This is a genomic window from Brevibacillus panacihumi W25 (assembly GCF_000503775.1).
In the GTDB taxonomy this organism is placed as follows: Bacteria; Bacillota; Bacilli; order Brevibacillales; family Brevibacillaceae; genus Brevibacillus; species Brevibacillus panacihumi_A.
The window spans coordinates 354903-377443 of sequence record NZ_KI629787.1 but is presented as its reverse complement, the minus strand read 5'-3'; the positions used below and the strand labels follow the sequence as shown (position 1 = coordinate 377443).

General features: G+C 41.2%; 15 protein-coding genes and 1 other RNA gene. 3 read left to right on the top strand and 13 right to left on the bottom strand.

The window, feature by feature from the left end:
• Positions 1–1315 precede the first annotated feature (1315 nt).
• Positions 1316–2803 (top strand): IS1182 family transposase, encoded by a 1488-nt coding sequence (locus tag T458_RS55255; RefSeq protein ID WP_031305284.1) that lies wholly within the window; start codon positions 1316–1318, stop codon positions 2801–2803.
• Between the two features lie 142 nt (positions 2804–2945).
• Here T458_RS55255 and ssrA read toward each other — a convergent pair.
• The 3 genes from ssrA to T458_RS55245 form a co-directional block, all read right to left on the bottom strand.
• Positions 2946–3226: a transfer-messenger RNA gene (gene ssrA / locus T458_RS56815) on the bottom strand.
• Entirely contained in the window at positions 3202–5907 is a 2706-nt protein-coding gene (locus T458_RS58080) for a DEAD/DEAH box helicase family protein (protein ID WP_023555470.1), read from the bottom strand. The genes ssrA and T458_RS58080 overlap by 25 nt, the downstream gene beginning before the upstream one ends.
• Entirely contained in the window at positions 5904–6266 is a 363-nt protein-coding gene (locus T458_RS55245; protein ID WP_144083926.1) for a hypothetical protein, read from the bottom strand. The genes T458_RS58080 and T458_RS55245 overlap by 4 nt, the downstream gene beginning before the upstream one ends.
• A gap of 143 nt (positions 6267–6409) precedes the next feature.
• Here T458_RS55245 and T458_RS55240 point away from each other — a divergent pair, with 143 nt between their 5' ends.
• Both T458_RS55240 and T458_RS55235 read left to right on the top strand, forming a co-directional pair.
• Positions 6410–6742 (top strand): transposase, encoded by a 333-nt coding sequence (locus T458_RS55240; protein WP_023555126.1) that lies wholly within the window; start codon positions 6410–6412, stop codon positions 6740–6742.
• Positions 6733–7662, top strand: coding sequence for an IS3 family transposase (locus tag T458_RS55235; protein WP_023555125.1), 930 nt, complete (start codon positions 6733–6735; stop codon positions 7660–7662). Before T458_RS55240 ends, T458_RS55235 begins: the two co-directional genes overlap by 10 nt.
• 183 nt (positions 7663–7845) lie before the next feature.
• On the opposite strand, the gene T458_RS0129590 is transcribed toward T458_RS55235, so the two are convergent.
• The 10 genes from T458_RS0129590 to T458_RS55195 form a co-directional block, all read right to left on the bottom strand.
• Positions 7846–9165: a site-specific DNA-methyltransferase gene (locus tag T458_RS0129590; protein ID WP_051410150.1), complete on the bottom strand. Its 1320-nt coding sequence runs from the start codon at positions 9163–9165 to the stop codon at positions 7846–7848.
• A gap of 15 nt (positions 9166–9180) precedes the next feature.
• Positions 9181–12057, bottom strand: coding sequence for an SNF2-related protein (locus tag T458_RS55230; protein WP_023555468.1), 2877 nt, complete (start codon positions 12055–12057; stop codon positions 9181–9183).
• Positions 12058–12341: 284 nt separating this feature from the next.
• Positions 12342–13328 (bottom strand): restriction endonuclease, encoded by a 987-nt coding sequence (locus tag T458_RS55225; protein WP_023555467.1) that lies wholly within the window; start codon positions 13326–13328, stop codon positions 12342–12344.
• 37 nt (positions 13329–13365) lie between these two features.
• Entirely contained in the window at positions 13366–13797 is a 432-nt protein-coding gene (locus T458_RS55220) for a group I intron-associated PD-(D/E)XK endonuclease (RefSeq protein WP_023555466.1), read from the bottom strand.
• A gap of 34 nt (positions 13798–13831) precedes the next feature.
• A complete protein-coding gene (locus T458_RS55215; RefSeq protein WP_023555465.1) occupies positions 13832–16123 on the bottom strand; it encodes a UvrD-helicase domain-containing protein in 2292 nt (763 codons plus the stop codon).
• A gap of 13 nt (positions 16124–16136) precedes the next feature.
• A complete protein-coding gene (locus T458_RS56810) occupies positions 16137–16322 on the bottom strand; it encodes a restriction endonuclease (protein WP_252989888.1) in 186 nt (61 codons plus the stop codon).
• 70 nt (positions 16323–16392) lie between these two features.
• Positions 16393–18966, bottom strand: coding sequence for a S8 family peptidase (locus T458_RS55210; protein WP_023555464.1), 2574 nt, complete (start codon positions 18964–18966; stop codon positions 16393–16395).
• A 7-nt stretch (positions 18967–18973) separates the two neighbouring features.
• The gene (locus T458_RS55205; protein ID WP_023555463.1) at positions 18974–19951 is read right to left on the bottom strand and encodes an AAA family ATPase; all 978 of its coding nucleotides are present in this window, start codon (positions 19949–19951) and stop codon (positions 18974–18976) included.
• A gap of 237 nt (positions 19952–20188) precedes the next feature.
• Positions 20189–21559 carry a flagellin N-terminal helical domain-containing protein gene (locus T458_RS57845; RefSeq protein ID WP_023555462.1) on the bottom strand — a complete coding sequence of 457 codons (1371 nt, stop codon included), beginning with the start codon at positions 21557–21559 and terminating at the stop codon, positions 20189–20191.
• Between the two features lie 316 nt (positions 21560–21875).
• Entirely contained in the window at positions 21876–22478 is a 603-nt protein-coding gene (locus T458_RS55195; protein WP_023555461.1) for a zinc ribbon domain-containing protein, read from the bottom strand.
• Between the last annotated feature and the right edge of the window lie 63 nt (positions 22479–22541).

Below are 22541 nucleotides of genomic sequence, written 5' to 3'. Positions count from 1 at the left end.
CCTTATCTTCTTAAGCTGATATCAGAAGAACAGAGGGGGATTTTTTATGCAACGAAAACGCCATCCAATCGAGTTTAAACAATAGCTGGTTCAAGGCTGACAAGTGGATACAGCTGGGGTATACAGCCAAATTGGTGCTACGTATTGTCGGCATCCTTGAAGCAACCTACTATCGGAAATATAAGGCCTTTCAAAAGCCACGGGTTTACCATGGGGGCGGCCGATCTGGTTTTTCAAGTAGAAAATGCTCAGTTTTGCAGTCAAAATTGCCTAAGCACTTGCCAGCCGTTTGAAACTATAGAGGAATTCTATCCATTGCCTGCTTGAAGTGGAAACTCTCACCCGTAAATGAGAGGATATGAGCGTGGTGCACCAGGCGATCAACTAACGCCGATAAACAATAACTCAGACCCGATTTGGCTAAACGGCACGTAGCCAACTTCATCAAGAATGAGTAAATCTATCTTTTTCAATTTCTAGCGAAATCGGCTGAGTGTTCCTGCCGCAAATTTTTCCTGAAGCACGGAAACTAAATCGGAAGCCCGGTAGAACTGTACCACACTCATTCGGTTCTGTTCAGTCTTTTACTCTCCCCGAACCAGTATTATTACTGTTTCAGTGAAATACGACGTACTGACATTGAGAGGTCTACTGGATAGCGAAACATCTAACCCGAAGAACATTTTGTCAACTGGTTGAGAAATACGTCAGCAGAGTTTTCATCCAGCTAGAATCCAAGATGATACACATGGTTATGCTGTTCAAATCAGTCGATGCTATATGTATGAAAAGACTTGAATACACTAACCGACTCGATTATTACATGGGGTTCCTCGCGATAACATTGACTGATCAATCGCGGTTACAACAGTGATGATGAAACCGCCAAATATAACGAGATTACCAAAAGCACAAAAAAGCCCCCCTCATCAGGAGAGCCCTGCAAAAGTCCACCTACTATCTGTAAACTGAATCCCCAGTGCTTTTAGGTACTGGGGATTCATGTGTCGTGAATGTAGCTGTAGTGGGGAGAAGCATGTTTCCGATCTGCGCTACGGTCTACGTCCCGCAAGGGAGTTAAACTGTCCGCTCCACAGCGATCCCGGGGGAAGCGCAAAACGGCGCGCAGCTCCGGAGTTTATTCATAGGTTGCGCTTTCGTTTCCCCGGGCTTCGCTGTTCCGCTAGGCTGGACTCCGCCAATCGCTCCGCCTGGAAACATGCTTCTCCTCCCCAACCGTAGAGTTTTCAACCAGTACCCCCTTTGGCACTGGGTTTTGTTGTACAATGAAAAGAAAACGAAAGAGTTGGAACCATTGCTACAGCCCTCTAAACAAATGACGGCATCTTTCCATGCCGAATTATACAAACTGATTCCCGAGGATCACCCATTACGAAAAATCAATGAAATCGTAGATTTCACGTTTATTCATGACTTAGTTCGTTCCTCTTATTGTGAGCATTACGGAAGACCTGCTAACGAACCAGAACTCCTGTTTCGTTTGCTGTTTTTACAAGTTCTCTACAATCTTTCGGATGAACGCATCATTCAGGAAACGCAGGTAAACCTCGCTTACAAGTGGTTTTTAGGTGTAAATCCGGAGGATAACCTTCCTGACCCCTCCCAACTGTCTCGCTTTCGTAATCATCGATTAGGAGCAGGAGCCGTGGATGAGGTGCTCATATCAGTTGTGCGTCAGTGCATTGAAAAAGGTCTTGTGAAGTCAAAGACGATCATCATGGACTCCACCCATACACTGGCAGCTTCGCAAAAACAAAAGCCACTTGAAGTACTTCGAGATGCGGCGAAGCGCCTGTTCCGTGTTGTGGTGAAAAAGCATCCCAAGCTTGAGAAGAAACTCCCGAAGTTACCGGGGTTGAGGAAAGAAGATCAAGAGGATGCCGAGAAGATCATGCTTCAGTACCTGGCTAATCTTGGGGAAACTGTTGAGTTGTTGTTGCCGGATCATGAAGGTTCCATCTCGGAGAAAGTTCGAATCGCCAAGGCCATCGTGGAAGACGAGCGTCTCCTTGCCAATAAAGGCATTATGTCGGCCATTGATCCGGATGCACGCTTTGGATGGAAGAGCAATACAAAATCCTTTTTTGGCTACAAAGAACATATCGCCATGACAGAAGAAGAGATCATTACGGCTGTGGAAGTTACTGAAGGAAGTTCGGATGACGGCAAACAATTCAAAGAACTTTTGAATCAAACCTTGGACGCAGGTATAGAAGTACATGAAGTGATTGCTGACACTGCATATTCGGGTAAAGATAATTTGGAAGAGATGAAAAGTAAGCAGATTCAACCCGTCGTACCACTTAACCCGATCGTACATAACGGAGGGCTTAGACAAGAAGGTTTTGAATACAACAAGGATGCAGACTTTGTTATTTGTCCGGCAGGACAACACAGTATTCGAAAAGCTGTCCAAGGAAGCAAGCAAAGTGGCAATAGTCGTTCTCTTGTTTTCTATTTCGATACCGAGAAATGCAAGGCGTGCCCGCTTAAGGAAGGATGCTTCAAGCCAGGAGCGAAGAGCAAAACCTATTCCATTCGGATTGTGGCGGAACATTACCAAGAGCAAATCGAGTTTGAGAAAAGCGATACGTTCAAGGAACGTATTTGTCGCAGACCGATTATTGAACATAAAAATGCGGAACTAAAAAGGTATCATGGGATGACCAAGGCTAAGTACCGTGGTCTCTTTCGCATGCGAATACAGGCAATACTTACGACTTTCGTCGTAAATGTAAAACGGATGATAAAATTAACAGAGAAAATGCAGTCCGCCTCCTGAGGGAGATTGAACTGCATTTTTTCGTTATTGCCCTCTTTTTTACACAATTCAATGGGGTTACTCGAGTTGCAAGCTCCAACAAGGGGATTTTGCAGGGCTCTCTCATCAGGCGGCTTCATTTGTTATGTATTTGGTGGAGGCGGGGGGATTCGAACCCCCGTCCGAAAACAGCGACACATGAGCATCTCCGAGCGCAGTCACTCATTTGAATTTCGGTGATGGATTCGCGGAGTGACGCGCTGACCCAGCACCTAGCCTGATTCATCTTCTTCCTTTGGCCCCAGGCGGAGACCTCCGGCGTATCCCACTAAAGTTGAGCGCTAGTCACGCCACATGGGCGATGGAGTGGTAGCGCCTCACTGGTTATTCTTCAACAAAGGAGAGGCTGAGTTCCTCTCCTAACTTGTTGAGATAAAAGTTCTCAAGAATCGCGCTTTTAACCCTTCAATAGTCATATTCTCTTGAACTTCATTATGTGGGATAAGAAGGTACGACCATTCCTTACCACCGTGCTGTCTTTCATGCTCAGAAGCATGCTTACACCAATTTACTACCGCTTTAGCTTTATCCTGAACAACCTTATCTTCCATTTCTGCTTCACTTTTGATTTCACAAATGTATTTATGAGAGGTTGTTTCTACAACAAAGTCCGGATTATACGTAGAACTATGACCATAATAAATCTTTAATTGACCGAGAGAAGGCTTAAACCACTTTAAAACATTTGCATCATTCTCACATATAACAGCAAAGCGACGCTCACTGTCTGAATCAAATTTCTGGGTAGGATAAAGGCACTTTAAGAAACCACCGAATACCAAGCTTTTGATTTTAGACTTGTCTTCGACTTGCTGGCGGAAATGACGAACACCTTCCTCTAGAATAGTGGTATAATGCACTTCTTTTGGCCGTTCAAATCCCTTACTAACCTTAACCTCATAATCAGTAGCTTGTTGATAAAAATGATCCTTCATTTGCGAATGTACAAGATCAGCTAAACGCAAGCGATTGTACATCAACACATTCTCTACAGCACGATCATCTGCCAAATAGCTTCTGAGGTGCTCAATTAATTGACTAGCTAACTTATAAAGTAGGTCAGCATGATCATCGTAAGATACATCAGGGAAGTCCATTAATGCAGACACAAGATAATCTTCTAATTTCTCTTCTTTATAAGATAAATCCTTACGCTTTATCGTATCCCGCTCATGTGTACGTAAATGTTGTATTAGAATATCGTCCTCAACTGGTGTAAGTTGGACGCCACTTGTATCAAGATCGAAGTCATGATACCCCCATGCAAGTTCACCTACTGGTTGAACAACAATACGAGGTATATCTATTGTGTGTTTGATTAACTGTTCTACATATACTTCCACCGTCTGCTTAACTAAATTGTCCTTTTCTTCTGGAAATAGGTCGAGTTCTTCAGATAGATAAGCCTCTTTTACCTCTTTTATTATTCTTTGCTTTACTTCCTCTTTACTCAACTCTTTAGAAGTTGGTAAGTGTTCTAATGATTCAACCCTTTTCTGAACTAATTCAACTACTTGACGTATTGTTGCTGTTGGTGTCTGATAAGTTGTTTCATTCTTCTTCTCAGTTAATAGCTCCTGAATTTGCTCCTCAATTTTCTGGGTTACTCTTTCTTCAAGAAATGGTACCACTGTTAACGCCTTTTTCTGTTCTTTTGCTACATCTCTACCAATCACAACCCCTTGACGGATAATTGAGTTTGGATTATTTGCTTCATCAATAATCTCTTGGAACTTATCGTGTGCTATTATGGTTAAGCGATCAACCGACTGCACTCCGGTTCTTTTGCCATAGGGCAATCGTAATCCTCTCCCAATGGATTGCTCCACCAAGGTTTTAGAGTTTGCCGCTCTTAAAGGAATAATTGTATAAAGGTTAGTAACGTCCCAACCCTCTTTAAGCATATTTACGTGTATAACGATCTCAGTTTCCGTAGAAGGATCTTCTACAGCCATTAACTGTTGAATTGTTTCATCCTTTTCCTCACCGCGTTGATTAGAATGCACTGTTATAACCTTATCTTTATAACGTCCATCAAAAAAATCTTCAGATTGTATGATCTTCACTAACTCGGTAGCATGAGCTGTATCCTGGGCTACAATTAGAACAAAAGGTTTTACAATGGGTTGCTTAAATTGTCTAGAATAAACCTCTAATTCAACCTTTGTTTCCTCATGAATGGTAATCCCATCTTCAAGCTTTATTCTTTCCAGCTGTTCTTCAGAGTAATGAGACGGATTAAAGTTTTCACGAGTAGCAACAGCGGGTTCTTTTACAAAGCCGTCTTCCATAGCTTTATGTAGTGGATAGCTATAGATAACATTTTTGAAGGGAACAGCCCTTGTTCCAGATTCAACTTGTGGTGTTGCTGTTAATTCTAGCCCTAGTACTGGTTTTAACTCGTTTAATACCCTGACCCCCGCAGATGCACGATAGCGATGTGACTCATCCATTAGAAGAACTAAATCAGGCAATGTAGACAAATACTCAAAGTAACTTTGTCCAATATATTCACTCAGTCTTTTAATACGAGGTAAATTGCCTCCTCGTACCTCTGAGTTTATTTTAGAGATGTTAAAAATATTAATATGAACTTCTTCACTCGTGTCTAGAAGGTTGTAACGTATACTTTTTGCTTCTTCATAATTTTCACCTGTAATAATAACAGGTGGGTTTGTTGCAAACTCGGATATTCCTTTAAAAACGTACTTTGGTGTATTTGGAGTAAAGTCCTTAATAAGCTTGTTATAGATCGTTAAGTTAGGAGCAAGGACAAAAAAGTTCCTCAACCCTTTAGCTAAAAATAGATAGGTAATAAATGCACCCATTAAGCGTGTTTTACCAACTCCTGTCGCCAAAGCAAAGCATAGAGAAGGAAACTCACGTTCAAAGTCTGAAACACTCGGGTAGAGAGCTCTCACCATATTCACTTCTTCTAATAATGAATTCGATGATTGTTTACCAATATTTATTACTTCTAGAATATCTGCAAGAATTTCCAGAGACTCACGTTGAGGTGGACGTAGGCTTAGTCTTGCTGAAATAGTTTTGACGTAGCGATTCATGCTTCATCTTCCTCTCCAAAGAAATCCAATTCAAATTGTTTTTCCTTGTATGGTATTTCTGCAATTTCTAAGCTGTAGTCATCACGTCCAAATTCACAACGGTTAAGAATTGAACCTGGAATTTTTTCAAAAGTGATATTAGGATAATCTCTTGGTTGAACATTAAATGCTTTACAACATATCAATAACGACTCATTCTCATTCAACTGTTCTTGGATTTGATCAGCAATCTCTCTTGTAATTAACTGAGTAGTAGTAAAGATAAAATCATTCTCGGTTGACTTCCCTTGCTTCCAGAAAACAGCTTCATCAGGACTGTACTGAAACCCTTTTATCTTACACATTGCTTCCGCTAACATCTCTGGGTTGTACTCTTTACTTATGATCCAGTTTCCGAATTTATCTTTCTGTAACAAACTAGCTCTTAAGCCCCAAAATTGGATTTGAGTCTACCCCCCTTATCTTGTTAAGCTGGTATCAGAAGAACAGAGGGGGATTTTTTATGCAACGAAAACGCTATCCAATCGAGTTTAAACAACAGCTGGTTCAAGAAGCCCAAGATGCAGGAAATGCAAGCCAAGTTGCCAGACGGCATGGGATCGATGCGAAAATGTTGTATCGTTGGATACGTGATTCGAAACATGCGGATTGGAAAAACACTCCTGCCGAAGCCAAAGCGGTAACGAGTTATACTCCGAGCCCGGGAGAATTTCGTGAATTGGAAACCGAGAATGATCAACTGAAGAAACTACTTGGAGAAAAGGATTTGGAAATCGCGATCCTCCGTGATCTTGTAAAAAAGGTGAACCCAGCTTATCGGACAAAGTGGAAATAGCCGACAAGTGGATACAGCTGGGGTATACAGCCAAATTGGTGCTACGTATTGTCGGCATCCTTGAAGCAACCTACTACTATCGGAAAAATAAGGCCTCTCAAAAGCCACGGGTTTACCATGGAGGGCGGCCGATCCCTGGTTATTCATTGTCAACGGACGGACAACCTGTCAGTGACGAGCAAATTAAAGAATGGATATCGGAACTGATTGCGGATGAAGAATCTGCTTATGGCTATCGAAAGCTTACGGTCTGCCTGCGGCGAGATCACCAGTTGATCATCAACAAGAAAAAAGTGTACCGCCTGCTGAAAGAAGAAGGACTTTTACAACCACAACGAAAAAAGAATAGTCATCATCCCCGGAGGCTTGCCAATAACCGAGAGATCACCGCTCCGAATCAATTGTGGGAGATGGACGTAAAATACGGATTTATCGCCGGGGAACATCGTTTCTTTTTCCTGATGAGTCTCATTGACGTCTATGATCGAGCGATCGTAGACTATCATTTTGGTTTGTCATGCGAAGGAAAACATGCATCTCAGATTCTTCAAAGAGCTTTGTGGAAACGGCAACAATTCGACAACGAGAATCCCCCTGTTATCCGTACGGATAACGGTCCGCAGTTTATTAGTCATGTATTCGAGGAGGCCTGTCAAAGCTTCCGAACCGTTCACGAACGAATTCCTCCAAAGACGCCAAACAAAAACGCTCACATTGAGTCCTTTCACAGCGTTTTGGAGAAAGAATGTTTGCAGCGGAATGAATTTCAGAGCTATCAAGAAGCCTATGAAACCGTGACAAACTATCTGCTCTTTTACAATCAGCGCCGGATTCACGGAAGCTTGTACGATTTATCACCTGTAGAATTTGGTAAAGCTTTTACCCTGCAACGCATTACACCATTTGTTGTGAAAGTGTAGTGTGGCAAAGGATTGCAGAACGATCCCTACTTCAACCTAGCTGACAAGCAGAAAGGAAACCGTCTGGGGTCAAGTGATCTCCTTGACGCTAGACGGTTTCCTTTCTAGACTCCGACTCCAAGGTGGTTGAAGTAGGGAAGAAGGAAGAATCATATGAAAATGCGAGAATAAGGGAGAAAGACTCTAATTTTGAGGGGTTAAACCGCTAGGTGCGACTCGGTAATAGCGGAAGCCTCCACCACCTTGCCAATTATATTCCTTACTAACACCTGTTTGATCGGTTCCATCTATGACCTTTTTCATCCGAGGGATAATATGGGTATGACAATGTTCACCAAGTTCAATCATTATCCATCTTCGACCCATTTTATGAGCAACAGCACCAGTTGTTCCTGAACCTGCGAATGAATCTAAAACTAAATCGCCTTTCTTACTAAAGTGTTTTAGTACTAGTTCAAGAAGAGCCTCAGGTTTTTTGCCACTCTTAAATTCTACTCCGCCCTCATGTCTACAATTTCCGAACTGGGCCGCTAAGTCATAGAAATTTGAAATGGGTAAAAAGGTTACATTATCTTCACTATCATCTTGTCTGTCTACAGGAACTCCTTGATAGTATTTTCCTCTTGTAGCACTTTCTTTTTTGGGCCCACTAAAATACCTGTACCCTTTTCCATCATCACCAATGTCAAAGACTTTGTATAAACAGCCTAATCCATCTATTTCTTTACGCTCTGCTAAATAGTCTCTAAAAAACCTTCCTGATGAATTCCCATCTAATATTGATCCTGATGCCCATATTTCCTTTAGTCCTTCAACAGAACCTTCCTTCTTTTTAATCTTATATTCATCAGAATTATAAATAGTTACTTTTTTACCGCCTAGTTTTACTTCTTTCCCTTGTCCTAACTCTTCAATATAGTAACAAAACTTGCCATAGTCATAATCCTTTTGCATTCGATTTGCTTGTGCTAGTGGAGACTTTCTATATACTAAGATGTGTTCAATTTGCTTATGAAAAATCATATCTTCTTTTAAAGTTTTATCAGGATAACGAACTTGTACATAAATTGAGCTAAGGTAATTATTTCGACCGAACAATTCATCCATTAGAACCTTTAAATATGCACCTTCAGATTCATCAATATGGACACAAATGAAACCATCGTCGGACAACAGTTTTCTTAATATCACAAGCCGATCTTTCATCATATTAAGCCATAGACTATGCTCCAACCCATCATCATAATGTTCAAAAGCGTTTCCTGTATTGTACGGAGGGTCGATATATATACAATTAACTTTACCTGTAAACTCCTGCTCCAATGCTTTCAAAGCTAGTAAGTTATCACCAAATATTAATCGATTATCAAATATGTCTTCATCACTTACTCGCTTATCTGCATGATAGGATTGAGACATATCTTCTAACAAGATACGTGGTTCCAACTTGGGTTCATCATATTTTCCGACCCACGTTAATTCTAATTTTGTTTTTCCGCTCATAATTACACCTCTGCCTTATACAATTCTCCATCTAATTGTAAAAATATGTCTTTGCTCAATGTCCTGCTTTATTTTCTTCTCTACTTCAACAAATAATTGCTCTTTCTGCCGATCAATCTCATCTTGCTCATCGTACAGACTACGTCTCATTTCATTTCTTTTCTTTTCTAGTTCCCGAACTTCTTTATTCATCTCAAGCTTCTGCGCTAATACTCTTGTTAACCTTGATTCTTTTTGCAACTGTGTAATTCTTTGATCAAGCTCTTTCAACTCAACTTCAAGCTTATTCTTTAAGTCCTGTGACCACTTATCCAGCTTCTCTAACTCACTTTCAAGGAACTCATTTGCACGCTCATTAATCTCATTCAAAATTGCCGATTTTTGATGTTCAAATAAGTCAACTAAGGTTTTGGTCGTTCCATTCGGACAAACTATTTCATTACCCTCATCGCCAGGCAGAATAAACATCTTTTCACAGATATCCTCCTCCAATTGATTACCCTCTTGATCGATGCATGAGAAAACAAGATACTCTTCTTTCTCTATAGAGTCAACTTGTAGTAGATCAAGCGAAAGCCAACCTTCTTTTCCTATTAAAGATGATAAGATGCTCACCCTGCCTTCGTAGTCAGAGTATCGGAAAATAACTTCCTTAGTGGTTAATGAACGAGATTTTGCCCGCTCAATCCACTTCTCAGCTAAAGGATGTCCTAAACGGTAATGATGTGCTCCATCTTCTTGGCTCTTCTTTTTGATCTGGGATATCATCTGATATCTTTCGTTGTTCCGGACAAGATTAAAACTTAGTGTCTCTGGGTCAAAGAGCGCTTCTCTTTGCCCTTCGAATATAGAAAGTCCCCAGAGATACCTTTCTAGCTTGTTCATTTGTAAGCTTGTCTGCTCATAATGAACCCTTAACTTCTCTCTGACTTCATCGTCAAAGTTCTCAAGGAGACTCTTTCTTGTTTCTTGCATTTTACATTGTATCTGTTCTTCTAACTCTGATTGTAATTGGTTGAAGGCATCTTGAATTTCATCTGAAGACCTACAAGTTTGATAGATTTGTTGAATCCTCTTCTCAAAATCTACGCCTGATTCAAGGGAACCCAAAACCTCATCTGAAGATCCAAAAACACCTTCAAACAAGCAAAATTTCTGTGATAACAACTCAAATACACGTTGGTCAGCTTGATTTTTACGATTCAGAAAGTTGATTACTACTACATCATGCTTTTGACCATACCTGTGGCATCTTCCAATTCTTTGCTCGATGCGTTGTGGGTTCCAAGGGAGATCATAGTTAACAACAAGGCTACAGAATTGAAGGTTTATCCCTTCAGCCGCTGATTCAGTGGCTATCATTATAGAAGCATTCTCACGAAAATGCTCCACGAGTGCCGCTCTTGTATCTGCTGTTTTTGACCCCGTAATTTGATCACCATCTTTATGTTTTTCAAGCCAATTATGATAAATCTCTGTTACTTCCGGGCTATTATTCATCCCATTAAACATAACAATTTGTCCAGCGTAACCGTTTTGTTCAAGCATTTCTTTAAGGTATTGTTGTGTTCTGCGAGACTCTGTAAAAATAACTGCCTTTTTATTAGCTCCAAGCTCGCTTAGCTTCTCAAAGCCCTTAGATAACGCAATCAACAGAGCTTTCCCTTTTTCATTTTCAGTTATTGATTGTGCCAGTCGGTAGTATGAGAATAGCTCTTCCTTCTCTTGAAGTAATTTTTGTAAATTTACTCCTTTAATTAGATCACTATTATTATCGGAATTTGTACTTTCATCTTCTTCCCACTCTTCCATAGTCTCATCAAACTCATCTACATCTCCACTAATGTCTAAAGTAACATCCTCTTCTGTAAAACCATCGTCTATCAGTTTCTCAAGGCGTTTGATCAGGGATAGTAATGTATCAGAGACTGCAAACGAGGACGATGCAAGTATCTTGCGCACCACTAGAGTCATCAATGACCGCTGACTCTTAGGTAAAGCCATGATATCATCTCGCTGAAGATAAGTTGATACTTTCTCATATAACTCCCATTCGAGGGCACTAGAGAAAAACTCCTGTACGATTGGGATGCGTTTGGTATATGGTACGTACTCTGTCACCTGTCGTCTTAATGTTCGATGACAGACTGGTTTGATTCTATGTTTCAAATCAAGAAAGTCGTATTTAGACAATTCTTTCGTACCATGCCCAAATTGCTTCCGAAACGTAGTTTCATCACCAAAAAGATGTGGATCAATAAAGCTAATCAAACCATATAACTCCATCAAGGAGTTTTGAAGAGGCGTAGCTGTAAGTAAAATCTTAGGCGCACCTTTAGTCGCTTCTCTTAAAATCCTTGCTATTTTATTTGATTTTTTATAAACATTCCTCATTCTATGAGCTTCATCGATAATAATTACATCCCATGGAGTTCCTTGGATGTCCCTTGCTTTGTTCCTAGCGAATTGATATGAACAGATTACAACATGATCTCTTTGAAAAAACGGATTTACATTTCCGTTGTTTACATATTCATTGTAGTTTTTATTTTCTAGAATGATGGAAGGGATATAGAACTTCTCAATCAACTCACGATTCCATTGTTTTCTTAACGGCGGTGGAACAATGATTAAGATATTTCTCTTTCTTTCTGCCCATAACTGACTGATAACTAGACCAGCCTCAATAGTTTTCCCAAGTCCTACCTCATCCGCAAGTATAGCTCCTCGTTCTAATGGAGAACGGAACGCAAAAAGAGCGGCCTCCACCTGATGTGGGTTAAGGTCTACTGTAGCATTAATTAACGATTGGCTTAAACGCCCAACGGAATTAGAAGAACTCTGTTTTGTAAGTTCATAAGCAAAATATTGACTGTGAAAGGAGGTACTCATCTTCATTACCACCCATTTATTAGTTTGCTTTTGATTCCAATATTCGACAAAAAAGCCGGTATTCCTATGCTCGTATAAGAAAGAAGCATACTTATTCCAGTATACAACTAACAGCTCATCTAAAGGTTACCTTTAACATAATTTGGAGAGGTAATTTACACCTCTCCTTTAACCAGGAGAAGGAAAGCACATCTTCCCCATAAATTTATAGCGAAAATATAATCAGCTAATCATATTAGCTCCATTAAACATATTGTTCTACGTTACTCCAACGGCTTAATATTCTACATTGGAACATAGACCTTTCTAAGTGGTAATAGAGCCTTTCTTTCAACTGCCATGTTCTCATACCACTCACTAACTAACTCAACCAGTTCAGTTAGATCTAGCATTTTCACTCCATTCTGCTGAGCCACGGATTTTGCCGACGGTGTAAAGCCCCCAGTAGAAACAAAAAGACTGCTTGCTCCAATTGGGTTAGCTCCTAATAGTTGTTGAATTTCAGGGCTACCTGCGGCAGATTTACGATGCTTTACTTGTACTTTAATAATAGGCTTTTCGAATCCGAAAGCATCACGATGAGCAATAATATCGACACTACCATCGGGGCCTTTAGGGCTAATCCGCACCTGGTAACCCATTGCCTCTAATAGTCCACCGACCAAGTCTTGCATCTGCCAGGCATCAAGTTTGTCAATTGCGTCTTCAAGCATAGTCATCGCTTGTTGGATAAACACTTCATTATCTGCACTGTCATCATTATCATCTTGCGTAGTAGTTGTCGTTGTAAATCCTTGCCCCTGCATTAAACTTTCAAACTCTTGTGCCCAACTATCAACACGGAATACTGTCGAAATTCCTCCAAGTGTGTTTTTAGCTCCTTGTGAAAGATCATCGCGTGAAATACGCTTTTGATTCCATTGAACTCCGATTACGTTTGGATAGTAATCACTAATAATAGAAGGGTTATGAGAAAATGATTTGGTTACTGTACCAACTATATATTCACGTGATTCCTTAGAGTATGTAATGATTTTATCTTCCTTCTGTATTTCCCGGCTAAACTTCCAAACCTGACTTGCCCATTGAATACGGGTTCCGGGCTTTTCATTTGTGAATACTGCATGAGCCTTCTCAACCAGTCTCTCTCTGGTTTGAAAAGATAGGGGGTTTCCTAATTTGCTCCACCCGATAGATACGACTTCTTTATCTAACCATTCTGGTATTAATTCGTTACTATCGCCAGCTCGTACCATCCACCACTTAACCATCAGTGAATCCCTCCCAGTATTAAAGCTATTATTATGATCACACTTCCGACAGAGCCTGCCACGAATTAAAATATTGAAAGCGAGTTCCTTCTTTTGCATGAACAACCGCGCTTAACTTTCCCTTGAAGTCATCCAATGGGACAGCCGCAAAACAATCCTCCTCGTGATTGTATCCTACGATTACATCCACTTCCATGCGGGTGTACCCTTTCTTCTGACCATTCACTGGGTTCAAAGAGTACGCTTCAAGAACATATACAGGATACGGTAATGGTGAGTTTTTGTATGTAGAATCACGTTTCAAACTCTTAACTTGAATTTTTATGAAACGCCCGTCCTTTTCTGCGATAAGATCGTACCGGCATGCTCCCGAAAGTGGACGACTTACAGTGTATCCTTGTAGGAGCAATTTCCCCGCAATGACCACTTCTCTAGCATCGGCCAAATATTGTTGTGAAATATCATTCACCGACCTCACCTCATTACATTCTTTCATTAGTCACCTAATACCCTTGACGTTTCAGAATCGCTTTACTCCCTTTTTCCATTGGAGCCTTGCATACCGGACAATTCTTAGACTTTAACTCCGCTTCCTCATATGACAATATTCGTTGCCACACATTACAGCTACCATTGGTACACAGCCAAGCATAAACGGTTTCTTGCTTCGCATACATAGGAGAAATGGTTCCTTCACTCTTAGTGATTCTATTATCAGCTTTTCTCTTATTCGCTTCATACCGTGGATAGGCAGACATAAAAAACCTTGATACTTCTACTTTCTTCCCCCGATAGTACATGGGGGAGCTTATGAACAGTTCTTCCTGAGCACGAGTAACTGCGACATAGGCTAAACGGCGTTCTTCCTCTAAAGCGCTGGATTCTTTCAAAATCTCTTTAAAATCGACATACAAGTCCTCCATCCGCTCTACATCAATCACTGAACTGTGAGGCATATTGCCTTCCGAAGCGCTGATTAGGAATACGACCGGAAACTCAAGTCCTTTTGACTTATGAATTGTCATTAATTGAACAGCATTCTTCCGCTTATCCTTTTGTTGCTGTTTCATTTCCTGCCTCTTCTCCATCACGATAGTAATAAAGGAGAGAAACTCTTCAATAGTGTTAAAGCGCTTAGCTGACGACTCCAGTTCATCAAGTGTCTCCCTGATTATCTCCTTATGATGGGTAAGCTTATGCCTCTTGTTTGTTTCAAGAAACTGATCATAGAACTCCCGACGAATGTGTTGGATCGCATCAATCGGTATCATTGATTCGAACGTTTTAATACACTTCAGCCGCTCCATGATCTTCTCTTTCTGAAAGTCCTTAATTTCCTGAAGAGACAGCATATGAATCAGAGGCCATTTTTTCTTCTGAACCGAATCCTGTTCGAGTATGTATTGCAATCCCTGCTCCCGATTGATGTATAGCGTTGGCAAAACACCTTCTATCGCTTCAAAGTCCCTACGATTTATCGCTAATCGCAGATGATCCAGTACAGGCTTGACTATCCAGTGATCATAAAAAGATTCGTCGCCGCCATATTCAATAAAAGGGATTTCGTTCCGGATCAATTGCTCCAAGATAGCCCGATTGTTGTTCGAACTGCGATAAAGTATTCCGATATCACTAAACCGTCGTTTTCCACTCTCCACTTCTCGTAGGATGTGACTAACAATTTTCTCTGCTTCATCATCCGAGTTTTTCGGACTCATATATCGCGGAGTTATTCCGTTCTTCCTGGTAGCCTTCAGTGTCTTCTTTTTACGCTTAATGTTATGTTTGATGATCTCGTTTCCAAGCCCAACTATGCTTGAAGTTGATCGATAGTTTATGTCGAGTGTAATAGTTTTGGCATTGGGAAACACCTTGGCAAAGTTCAAAATGAAATCGTTACGTGCACCATTAAACGAATAAATTGTTTGATCGTCGTCTCCTACTATCATGAGGTTTTGAAGGGGATTGACGATCATTTTTATTAGCTCATACTGCACCATATTCGTGTCCTGAAACTCATCTACTGACACATACAAAAATCGTTTTTGTAATGAATGTAGTAGAGATTGTTTTTGCTGAAGTAATTGATATGCACGTAATAGAACATCGTCGAAGTCAATTTTATTGTTCTTGTTCTTCCACTCCTCATACCGACTGATAATCTGTTTCAGTTCTATTTCTTCTTCTGTTTTTTCCGGTAATTGATCCACACCCACCATTTGCATTTTGTACGCTGACAGCAAAGAAAAAAGAGTTTCCGGCTGGTAAGTGTCCTGTAATCCCATCTCACGTAAAATCTTCTTCATTACTATGTGTTGATACCGAGTCTCCCCTATGATGTCTTGTAGAACACCGTGTTTACGGAGAATCGCAAGGAAAAAGGAATGAAATGTACGTGCCTGTATATTCTCGGTGATACTCTTGTCAATTCCGGGTAATTGTGCAATCCGTTCCTTCATTTCATCTGCCGCTTTTTTGGAGAACGTGACCAACAAAATGTTTCTCGGGTCAACTTTACGTACGGAAATCAGATACCCTGTCCGGCAAACGAGGACAGACGTTTTACCGGAACCTGCACCCGCAAGTGTGAGCAACGGCCCTTGAAAATGGCGGATGGCCTGAATTTGCGGTTCATTTAATAAGATGCCTAGTTTCTCCAATGAACGAAAGTAATAAGCATCCCGTTCTCGATTGGAAACTAGCTCTTTACTTGTTTTAGGTATGGTAATAACGGCATTCGGCACCTTTTGAAAGTCCGTACCAAGCGGAGCACTGAAATACGTTCGTTTGCTCACTTTATCACCTTCTTTATTTCACTCGCTGTTTTCTCCATCTGGTAATAATATCGTGTACGGCAACCCCATTGATTAATGTGATATTAAGCCGTTCTGCGGCTTCCTGTGCCGCCTTTGTAGAATGGTTAGTTGTGATAATCAAGGCATCATAACAACTATGTACTTGTTTACCTGCTTTGAGTCTAACAACAATATCCACTCATTAATCAATACCCATTGAATAATGCAACCAAATGAAAAAGAGGGAGCACCCCCCCCTCTCTTTCACTTTACTCCCGGTCGGGTTGAATTTGTACGGCGGGACGAATTCTGTTACGTACCTCATCGTACACTTCAACATCAACTCCTGGGGCTACTTCCAATGAGACGGCCAAACCATAAGGGACTTCAGAAGTCAATCCTCCAGCATCTTGCCGACAATTTACTTTTATCTCCAAGACATTACCATCTATGAATGGCGTAGCTTGATCTCCAATCAAAATCTCATGTTGAATAGTTCCTCTTTTTACTGATGTTGCATCGACTTCATAACGATCAACATTCAATTCCGACCTTGGTGGATCAAACCATAAATGAGCTTTTCGATACTTTTGAGAATTTGCATTTACGGGAGAAAACCATCCCAAAGTGATAGTCAGTCGTCTCCAAATCTTTTTACTGCTCAGAGATGGCGGTAAAGGAATAGTATAGATATGTGCATCGTCCATTCTTAAATAATTGCTACCAAACAAGGTTACCCTCTGAGCATTGCATTCTAACACTCTTGTTAAATCTGCCGCTCCGTAACCAATAAGTCTTGGTATAACCCTATCCCTGATTCGACTACTTTCAGACCCAAGTATTCGTTCAAATGTTTGATACATATCCCCCCAACTTGCGCCGTGCACAATTAACGCTTTTATCAGAACAGCTATCAAACCATCCGAGATAGTCTCACCATTAGGTTGGGATTGCTTGAGATAATCAATCATGTCATATATCTGTGTCGAAGCTCGGGTAGCCAATGCAGTTGCATTGCTTGTTCCACGCATATAAATTGTTGAAGATAATTCCCCTTGTTTACCTGGATGGGCAACTTTATGACCCGGGGCAAGAGTTGAAAAATTAACCGCAAAATGGTTATTCCCCCTAATGTCATCTATGTACAATTGTCTTCCGCCATCCATAACAATATCTGGCTTGATGGAACGTCGATACCCCAACCCGACTCTACTAGCAGGACTTAAAATAGGGCGGATGCTCAAAAGGTCTTTTCTGTGTCCCATGTGACTTATTGTAGAGGCGTCGTCGTGCAAAGCTCCCACTGTAACACAGTTGATTGCTTCAGAAGGAGTAAGAATTCTTCTATCATGAGCACTGTTAAAAACAGACTTCACTACCTTATCTGTCAACTCTTCCGGTGTCAAAGTTGCGATTTGATCTCTCGGTACATCAACATTTATCCCGTCAGAGAAATTTCCAGCACTGACAATAAACAATACCTTATATTTGTATGACAACCAGTCTAACAACTTTGCCCATGGACTTACTGTGTAATCAAAAGGCCTTGCTCCATCTCCAATTGAGAAGTTTATTACTTTGACTGTTGGAGCCGCCGGGGGCTGTCCATCGATGCTTTCAAACATCCTTCTCACGGCCCTATGAATCAGATCAACAGGTAATTCATTTAACGGAATGCATTCAACCCTAGTATCTCTCCAATCTCTATTATCCGGTGTCATTATTGGACGAACATACAATGGACGAGAGATTGGACTAGTTTCTTGATCTAACTCACCATGTATGATTAACGATGCCATAGCAGTTCCATGAACGCGCTCATGAGTACGATATTGACTTGCTAAATTATCAGGGTCATCTACTATTAGCCTGCCACGTAACAATTCATGATTTTCTAACGGCAAACCATCAAATAATGCGACAACTGGCTTATCATAAATCGGCTTAGCTTTTTCTACAGTTATTCTATCTGTTACTTCTTCCCCAGGAATAACCATCATAGCTTGCCCAATCGGTCGGAAAAACATGACGTGATCAGAGCGGATAAATTGAATATCTGTATTTTCACTGAGATTATTAAACAACGTAATTGGGGTTTCAGCCAATACCGCGTGATAGGAGATGTCAGGAATAACAGATTCAGTTATTACCCTTCCTTCGACTTGTTTTATAAGAGCTTTGATACTTTCTGACGATTCTTGTCGCTTCTCATCATTGGATCTATACCAAAGTTCTATTTCAAACTTAATAGTCTCTTGGGCCGCAGAAACGCGTTCCTGCCAATCTTCTAAAAAGCCTGTTCCTTGGAATCGATCACTTATACTCCAAGGACGAATATCTTTTAATTGTCCGAACAAATCTCTCCACTTGGTTTTACCGCGAGGGAATTTGTCACCTTGCTGAAACAATTGCCACAATGAGCGTAATTCTTTCATTGCTTGTTGGTCGGACATAACTAAAAAAAGACGGCCGCCGATTACCTTGTCCAAAAGGTTTCCTTCTTCATCCTTGAAAAAGAAATCTTCATCTGGAACAAAATCCTTTTCCCATTCGGATAGCCATTCTAGCCCTTCAACTTTTTCAACTGCCTTGATGAAATTTTCTATTGTGTCTACCGTCTCCAAAACCAACGCTTGCTCAGGCAAAGCCCCTGTTATATTTTTTTGAATTGTAGCCCTTTGCTTTTCAAAGGCCTGTTCAACTCTGAGAAACTTTGGCTCAAGTCGCTCCATCTGCCTCTCGACAGTTGGAACATTCGCTTTGTTAGGCGAAAACCTGTTGGTCCTCTTCTCCCTCTCTGCATTGCTTGCACGTGGGAAAATTAATAAGGGTCTTTCAGTCATTCAGTTATCACTCCGACTCATCTGAATTTAGCTTGTATTTTGCTTCCCACTGTCTCAGTCGATCTCGGATGATAGTTTTTAAATTAGAAGCAGGCATTGACAATACATAACGTCTCTGTATATCCAAACCGAATTCTTCAATCTCCGCAAAGCTAAGTCCTGCTAGTCTTTCACTTAATATTTTTGGTGAGTGACCCAGAGGTTGGTCAAACCTTTTCTGAAACCTCTTAATCCATTCCTCAATTTGCAGTCGCTCCGGTTTTGACAGCATCAGTCGTAATTGAAATCTTCTCCATACTGCTCTATCCAATAATTCTGGATGATTCGTTGCTACAATTACAACTACATGACTTGGAAGTTGATCGAATTGTAAAAGCAACGAGCTAACGACTCTCTTTATTTCACCTGTTTCATGCTCGTCTCCTCTTTCTTTACCGATTGCATCAAATTCATCAAAAAATAATACACATTTTCTTGAACGAATGTAATCGAACATTTTATTTAGCCTTGAAGCTGTTTCTCCCAAATAACTACCTATTACGCCCTCGTATCTAATAGAATACATAGGTACCATCAAAGATGTTGCAACCGCTTCAGCAAGAGAGGTTTTTCCGTTTCCTGGAGGACCTGTCAATAAAATTCGATTTCGTGGTTCCAGATTGTATGAACGTAATAACTCACTTCGATGCTGTTCTTCAATCAATTCATTACAGGCTTCAAGTATGGTATCAGATAAAATCAGATCATCGAGAAGTCTGTTCGGTAAAGTCTCATGAACAAAATTTCTTACTCCATCGTTTATAAATGAGGAAGACTGTTTGGTTGGAGTCGTCGCTCGCAAACTATCTGCTAACCGGTCAGCCAGTACATGATGCTGTTTACTTCTCTCTTCAGCAATCAATGCCTCCACGGTTTGCTGAAATAGCTTCGAGTCTCCACTTTTTCCAGCGATGACTAGCTTAATAAGCAAATCGGCACGTGCCATTCTTCTCACCCCTTTTTCCGACCTGCTACAAGTATAGGGATGCTGACTCTCATATATTCATGAGCCTTAAAGCAGGAACCTTAAACTTGCTCTGGAAATGTTTTGACATTATCATAACAGACAGAACGTACTTTCGTAAGTATGACTCTTTAATTTAGATAGAAGGCATTTTCCGACCTTTCCGAAGAGAAACAAAGAAAGGAAAAAGGAGAAGCCATATTAGACCTCTCCATCGAATTATCTAAGTAATTGCAGAACCGATTCAGGTGTCTGATTCGCTTGCACCAGCATCGCCTGCGCCGCCTGTGACAGAATATTACTCTTTGCCATCTTCATCATCTCTTTCGCCATATCCGCATCCCTGATCCTTGATTCTGCGGAAGTAAGGTTTTCAGAGTAGTTGGCTACATTACTATGAATGTGTTCCAATGCGTTCTGATAGGCACCATACTTGGAACGCTCGGACGATACCTTGCTGATAGCCTCATCTATCATTCCAATCGCTTCTGCCGCTTTGTCACGAGGATCGACACTGATTTGATCAATTCCCAGTGAGGATGTTCTGACATCCGACAGATCAACTTTAAATGTGTCTCCAGCATTCGCTCCCACCTGCAAAATTACATTTGGATCAATCGTCTCCTCGATGGTAATAAGCTCAGGAACAGTGACTGTTGTTGATGTCGTTACCTCGCGCATATATTCAAAGCGAAGCATCATGTTTGACGCCTGTGTATACTTGGGATAATCGGTCAGGTCATCCCCCAATATCGCATTCGGTGAATGGTCACCCTCTGCATCTGATGGTTCCCAGCCTGCTCCTGTATAGGCAATGAGTTTGTTCGCCCACACTTCTGTTGTCCCATCATATCCTGTCAGTCCATTCAGTCTTACACCAGTAATATTGTTACCCGGTATGTACCCTGATTCCGCCCCATAGGCTGTCGTTCTGAAATAGTACTGTCCAATCTCAAACAGATATTTTTCAGTCGGGGAATCAGGTGGACTCCATTCCATAGAGATAGGGAATGAAGTGATCGGAATCGTAAGCTCATTCAAGCCTGTGCTTCTTTCGTAGATGGTAATACTGGTGGCTTTTGAAATGTCTACGATTTCTGGCACATACGTCGTCTCTGTTTTGGTAACTGTCTTCATGACTTCAATCGTTTTTATGACCTTGCCGGAGTCAGGGACATTTAACAGCTTGATACCGTTAAACTCCGTGTTGTTTGTGATGTCATCTATCGCTTTTTTGATCTGCTCGATCTCTTCCTGAATCTTTTTCCTGTCATCATGCGTCAACGTATCGTTTGCGGACTGGATCGCCAACTCCCTCATCCGTTGCAGGTGTGGATCGTGTATGACAGCAAGGCCACCTTCAGCCGTTTGTACAAGGGAAATACCGTCCTGTATATTTCTTTGTGCTTGATCCAGTCCCCTGATCTGCGCTCTCATTCTCTCCGAGATCGACAATCCTGCCGCATCGTCTGCCGCACTGTTGATCCGAAGACCTGACGATAATCTCTCCAGTGTGCTGGCGGTGACTTTATTGTTCTTCTGTAACCGGTTCAACGTGTTCAGTGCAGGTATATTCGATTTAATGATCATCCCTTACACCCTTTGTTCTTTACTTGAAAACCAACTCTTCCTTCATGACCGCCTCCGGCGATATTCCAAAGTGACATCCCTGCTATCTTCCGGTTCCTTGCGCTAATATCTAGCACGGAGCGTATTTATCCTGCATCTATTGGGCTAAAGATCGTTTAGGAACAACTTTCTGGTGTTGTACCACCATCTGTAGCCGATTCAAGTGTTTCGATTGGTTTCGCTCATATTTATCCTGTCTTTCGCCGAATTGTAACATTGGACAAATTTGGGTGCGTCAAAGTTTTTACGCTGATTCAATACTCTTCGTTTTTCTCTACTAGTCAAACATGAAGTTACAATAACGGCAAATTCTTGCCTTTACCTTGATGAACTCGGCACATTGCGGACATTCTTTTGTTTCGCTATCAATAGAGCTTTTCGTCGTCTGAGAGGCGTTTTGTATTGCCATAATTTCCTGATTCAACAGTTCCTGCTGGTTGAGCATATGCCTGTTAATAAAGTCCTGTTGCTGTTTGATCTCAGCCCGCAAGTCTTCAATCTCTTTCTGGACTTGAACTTTTCTCTGCTCGACTGATCTGCGCTTCTCCTCTGCTTCACGATGTTTTTCCCGAGCCCCATTCTTCCATCTGTATCCGCCATAAAAGCAGATACCACCGAAGAAGATTGCCATGATAATATACGCACCAGCATCTTCCTTTATATTCATTGCCGCCAGTATACAGGTTGCGACAACCAACACGCCAACGGTATACGCGATAGTCCCCAAAAAGTTCTGGAAACTTCCGCTTGCTGATGTCAATAGACCTGTATCTTCCAGTCTGGCCAATTCTTTCTCCCGCTTTTGCAATTCTGCTTCAAGCTGTTGCATCTTCAGCCTGAATGCCTCAGTCGTATCTATCGTTCTGACAATGTTTTGCATGGTCTTTGCTCCTCAACCGTTTTAAATGGAATGAACCGATTGCCAATTACACAGTCTTTGCAG

Excerpts from the sequence above, each read along its gene's own strand:
- T458_RS58080 (WP_023555470.1), bottom strand. The coding sequence starts at position 5,907 with ATGAATCGCTACGTCAAAACTATTTCAGCAAGACTAAGCCTACGTCCA.
- T458_RS55245 (WP_144083926.1), bottom strand. The coding sequence starts at position 6,266 with ATGTTAGCGGAAGCAATGTGTAAGATAAAAGGGTTTCAGTACAGTCCT.
- T458_RS55240 (WP_023555126.1), top strand. The coding sequence starts at position 6,410 with ATGCAACGAAAACGCTATCCAATCGAGTTTAAACAACAGCTGGTTCAA.
- T458_RS0129590 (WP_051410150.1), bottom strand. The coding sequence starts at position 9,165 with ATGAGCGGAAAAACAAAATTAGAATTAACGTGGGTCGGAAAATATGAT.
- T458_RS55230 (WP_023555468.1), bottom strand. The coding sequence starts at position 12,057 with ATGAGTACCTCCTTTCACAGTCAATATTTTGCTTATGAACTTACAAAA.
- T458_RS55225 (WP_023555467.1), bottom strand. The coding sequence starts at position 13,328 with ATGGTTAAGTGGTGGATGGTACGAGCTGGCGATAGTAACGAATTAATA.
- T458_RS55210 (WP_023555464.1), bottom strand. The coding sequence starts at position 18,966 with ATGACTGAAAGACCCTTATTAATTTTCCCACGTGCAAGCAATGCAGAG.
- T458_RS55205 (WP_023555463.1), bottom strand. The coding sequence starts at position 19,951 with ATGGCACGTGCCGATTTGCTTATTAAGCTAGTCATCGCTGGAAAAAGT.
- T458_RS57845 (WP_023555462.1), bottom strand. The coding sequence starts at position 21,559 with ATGATCATTAAATCGAATATACCTGCACTGAACACGTTGAACCGGTTA.
- T458_RS55195 (WP_023555461.1), bottom strand. The coding sequence starts at position 22,478 with ATGCAAAACATTGTCAGAACGATAGATACGACTGAGGCATTCAGGCTG.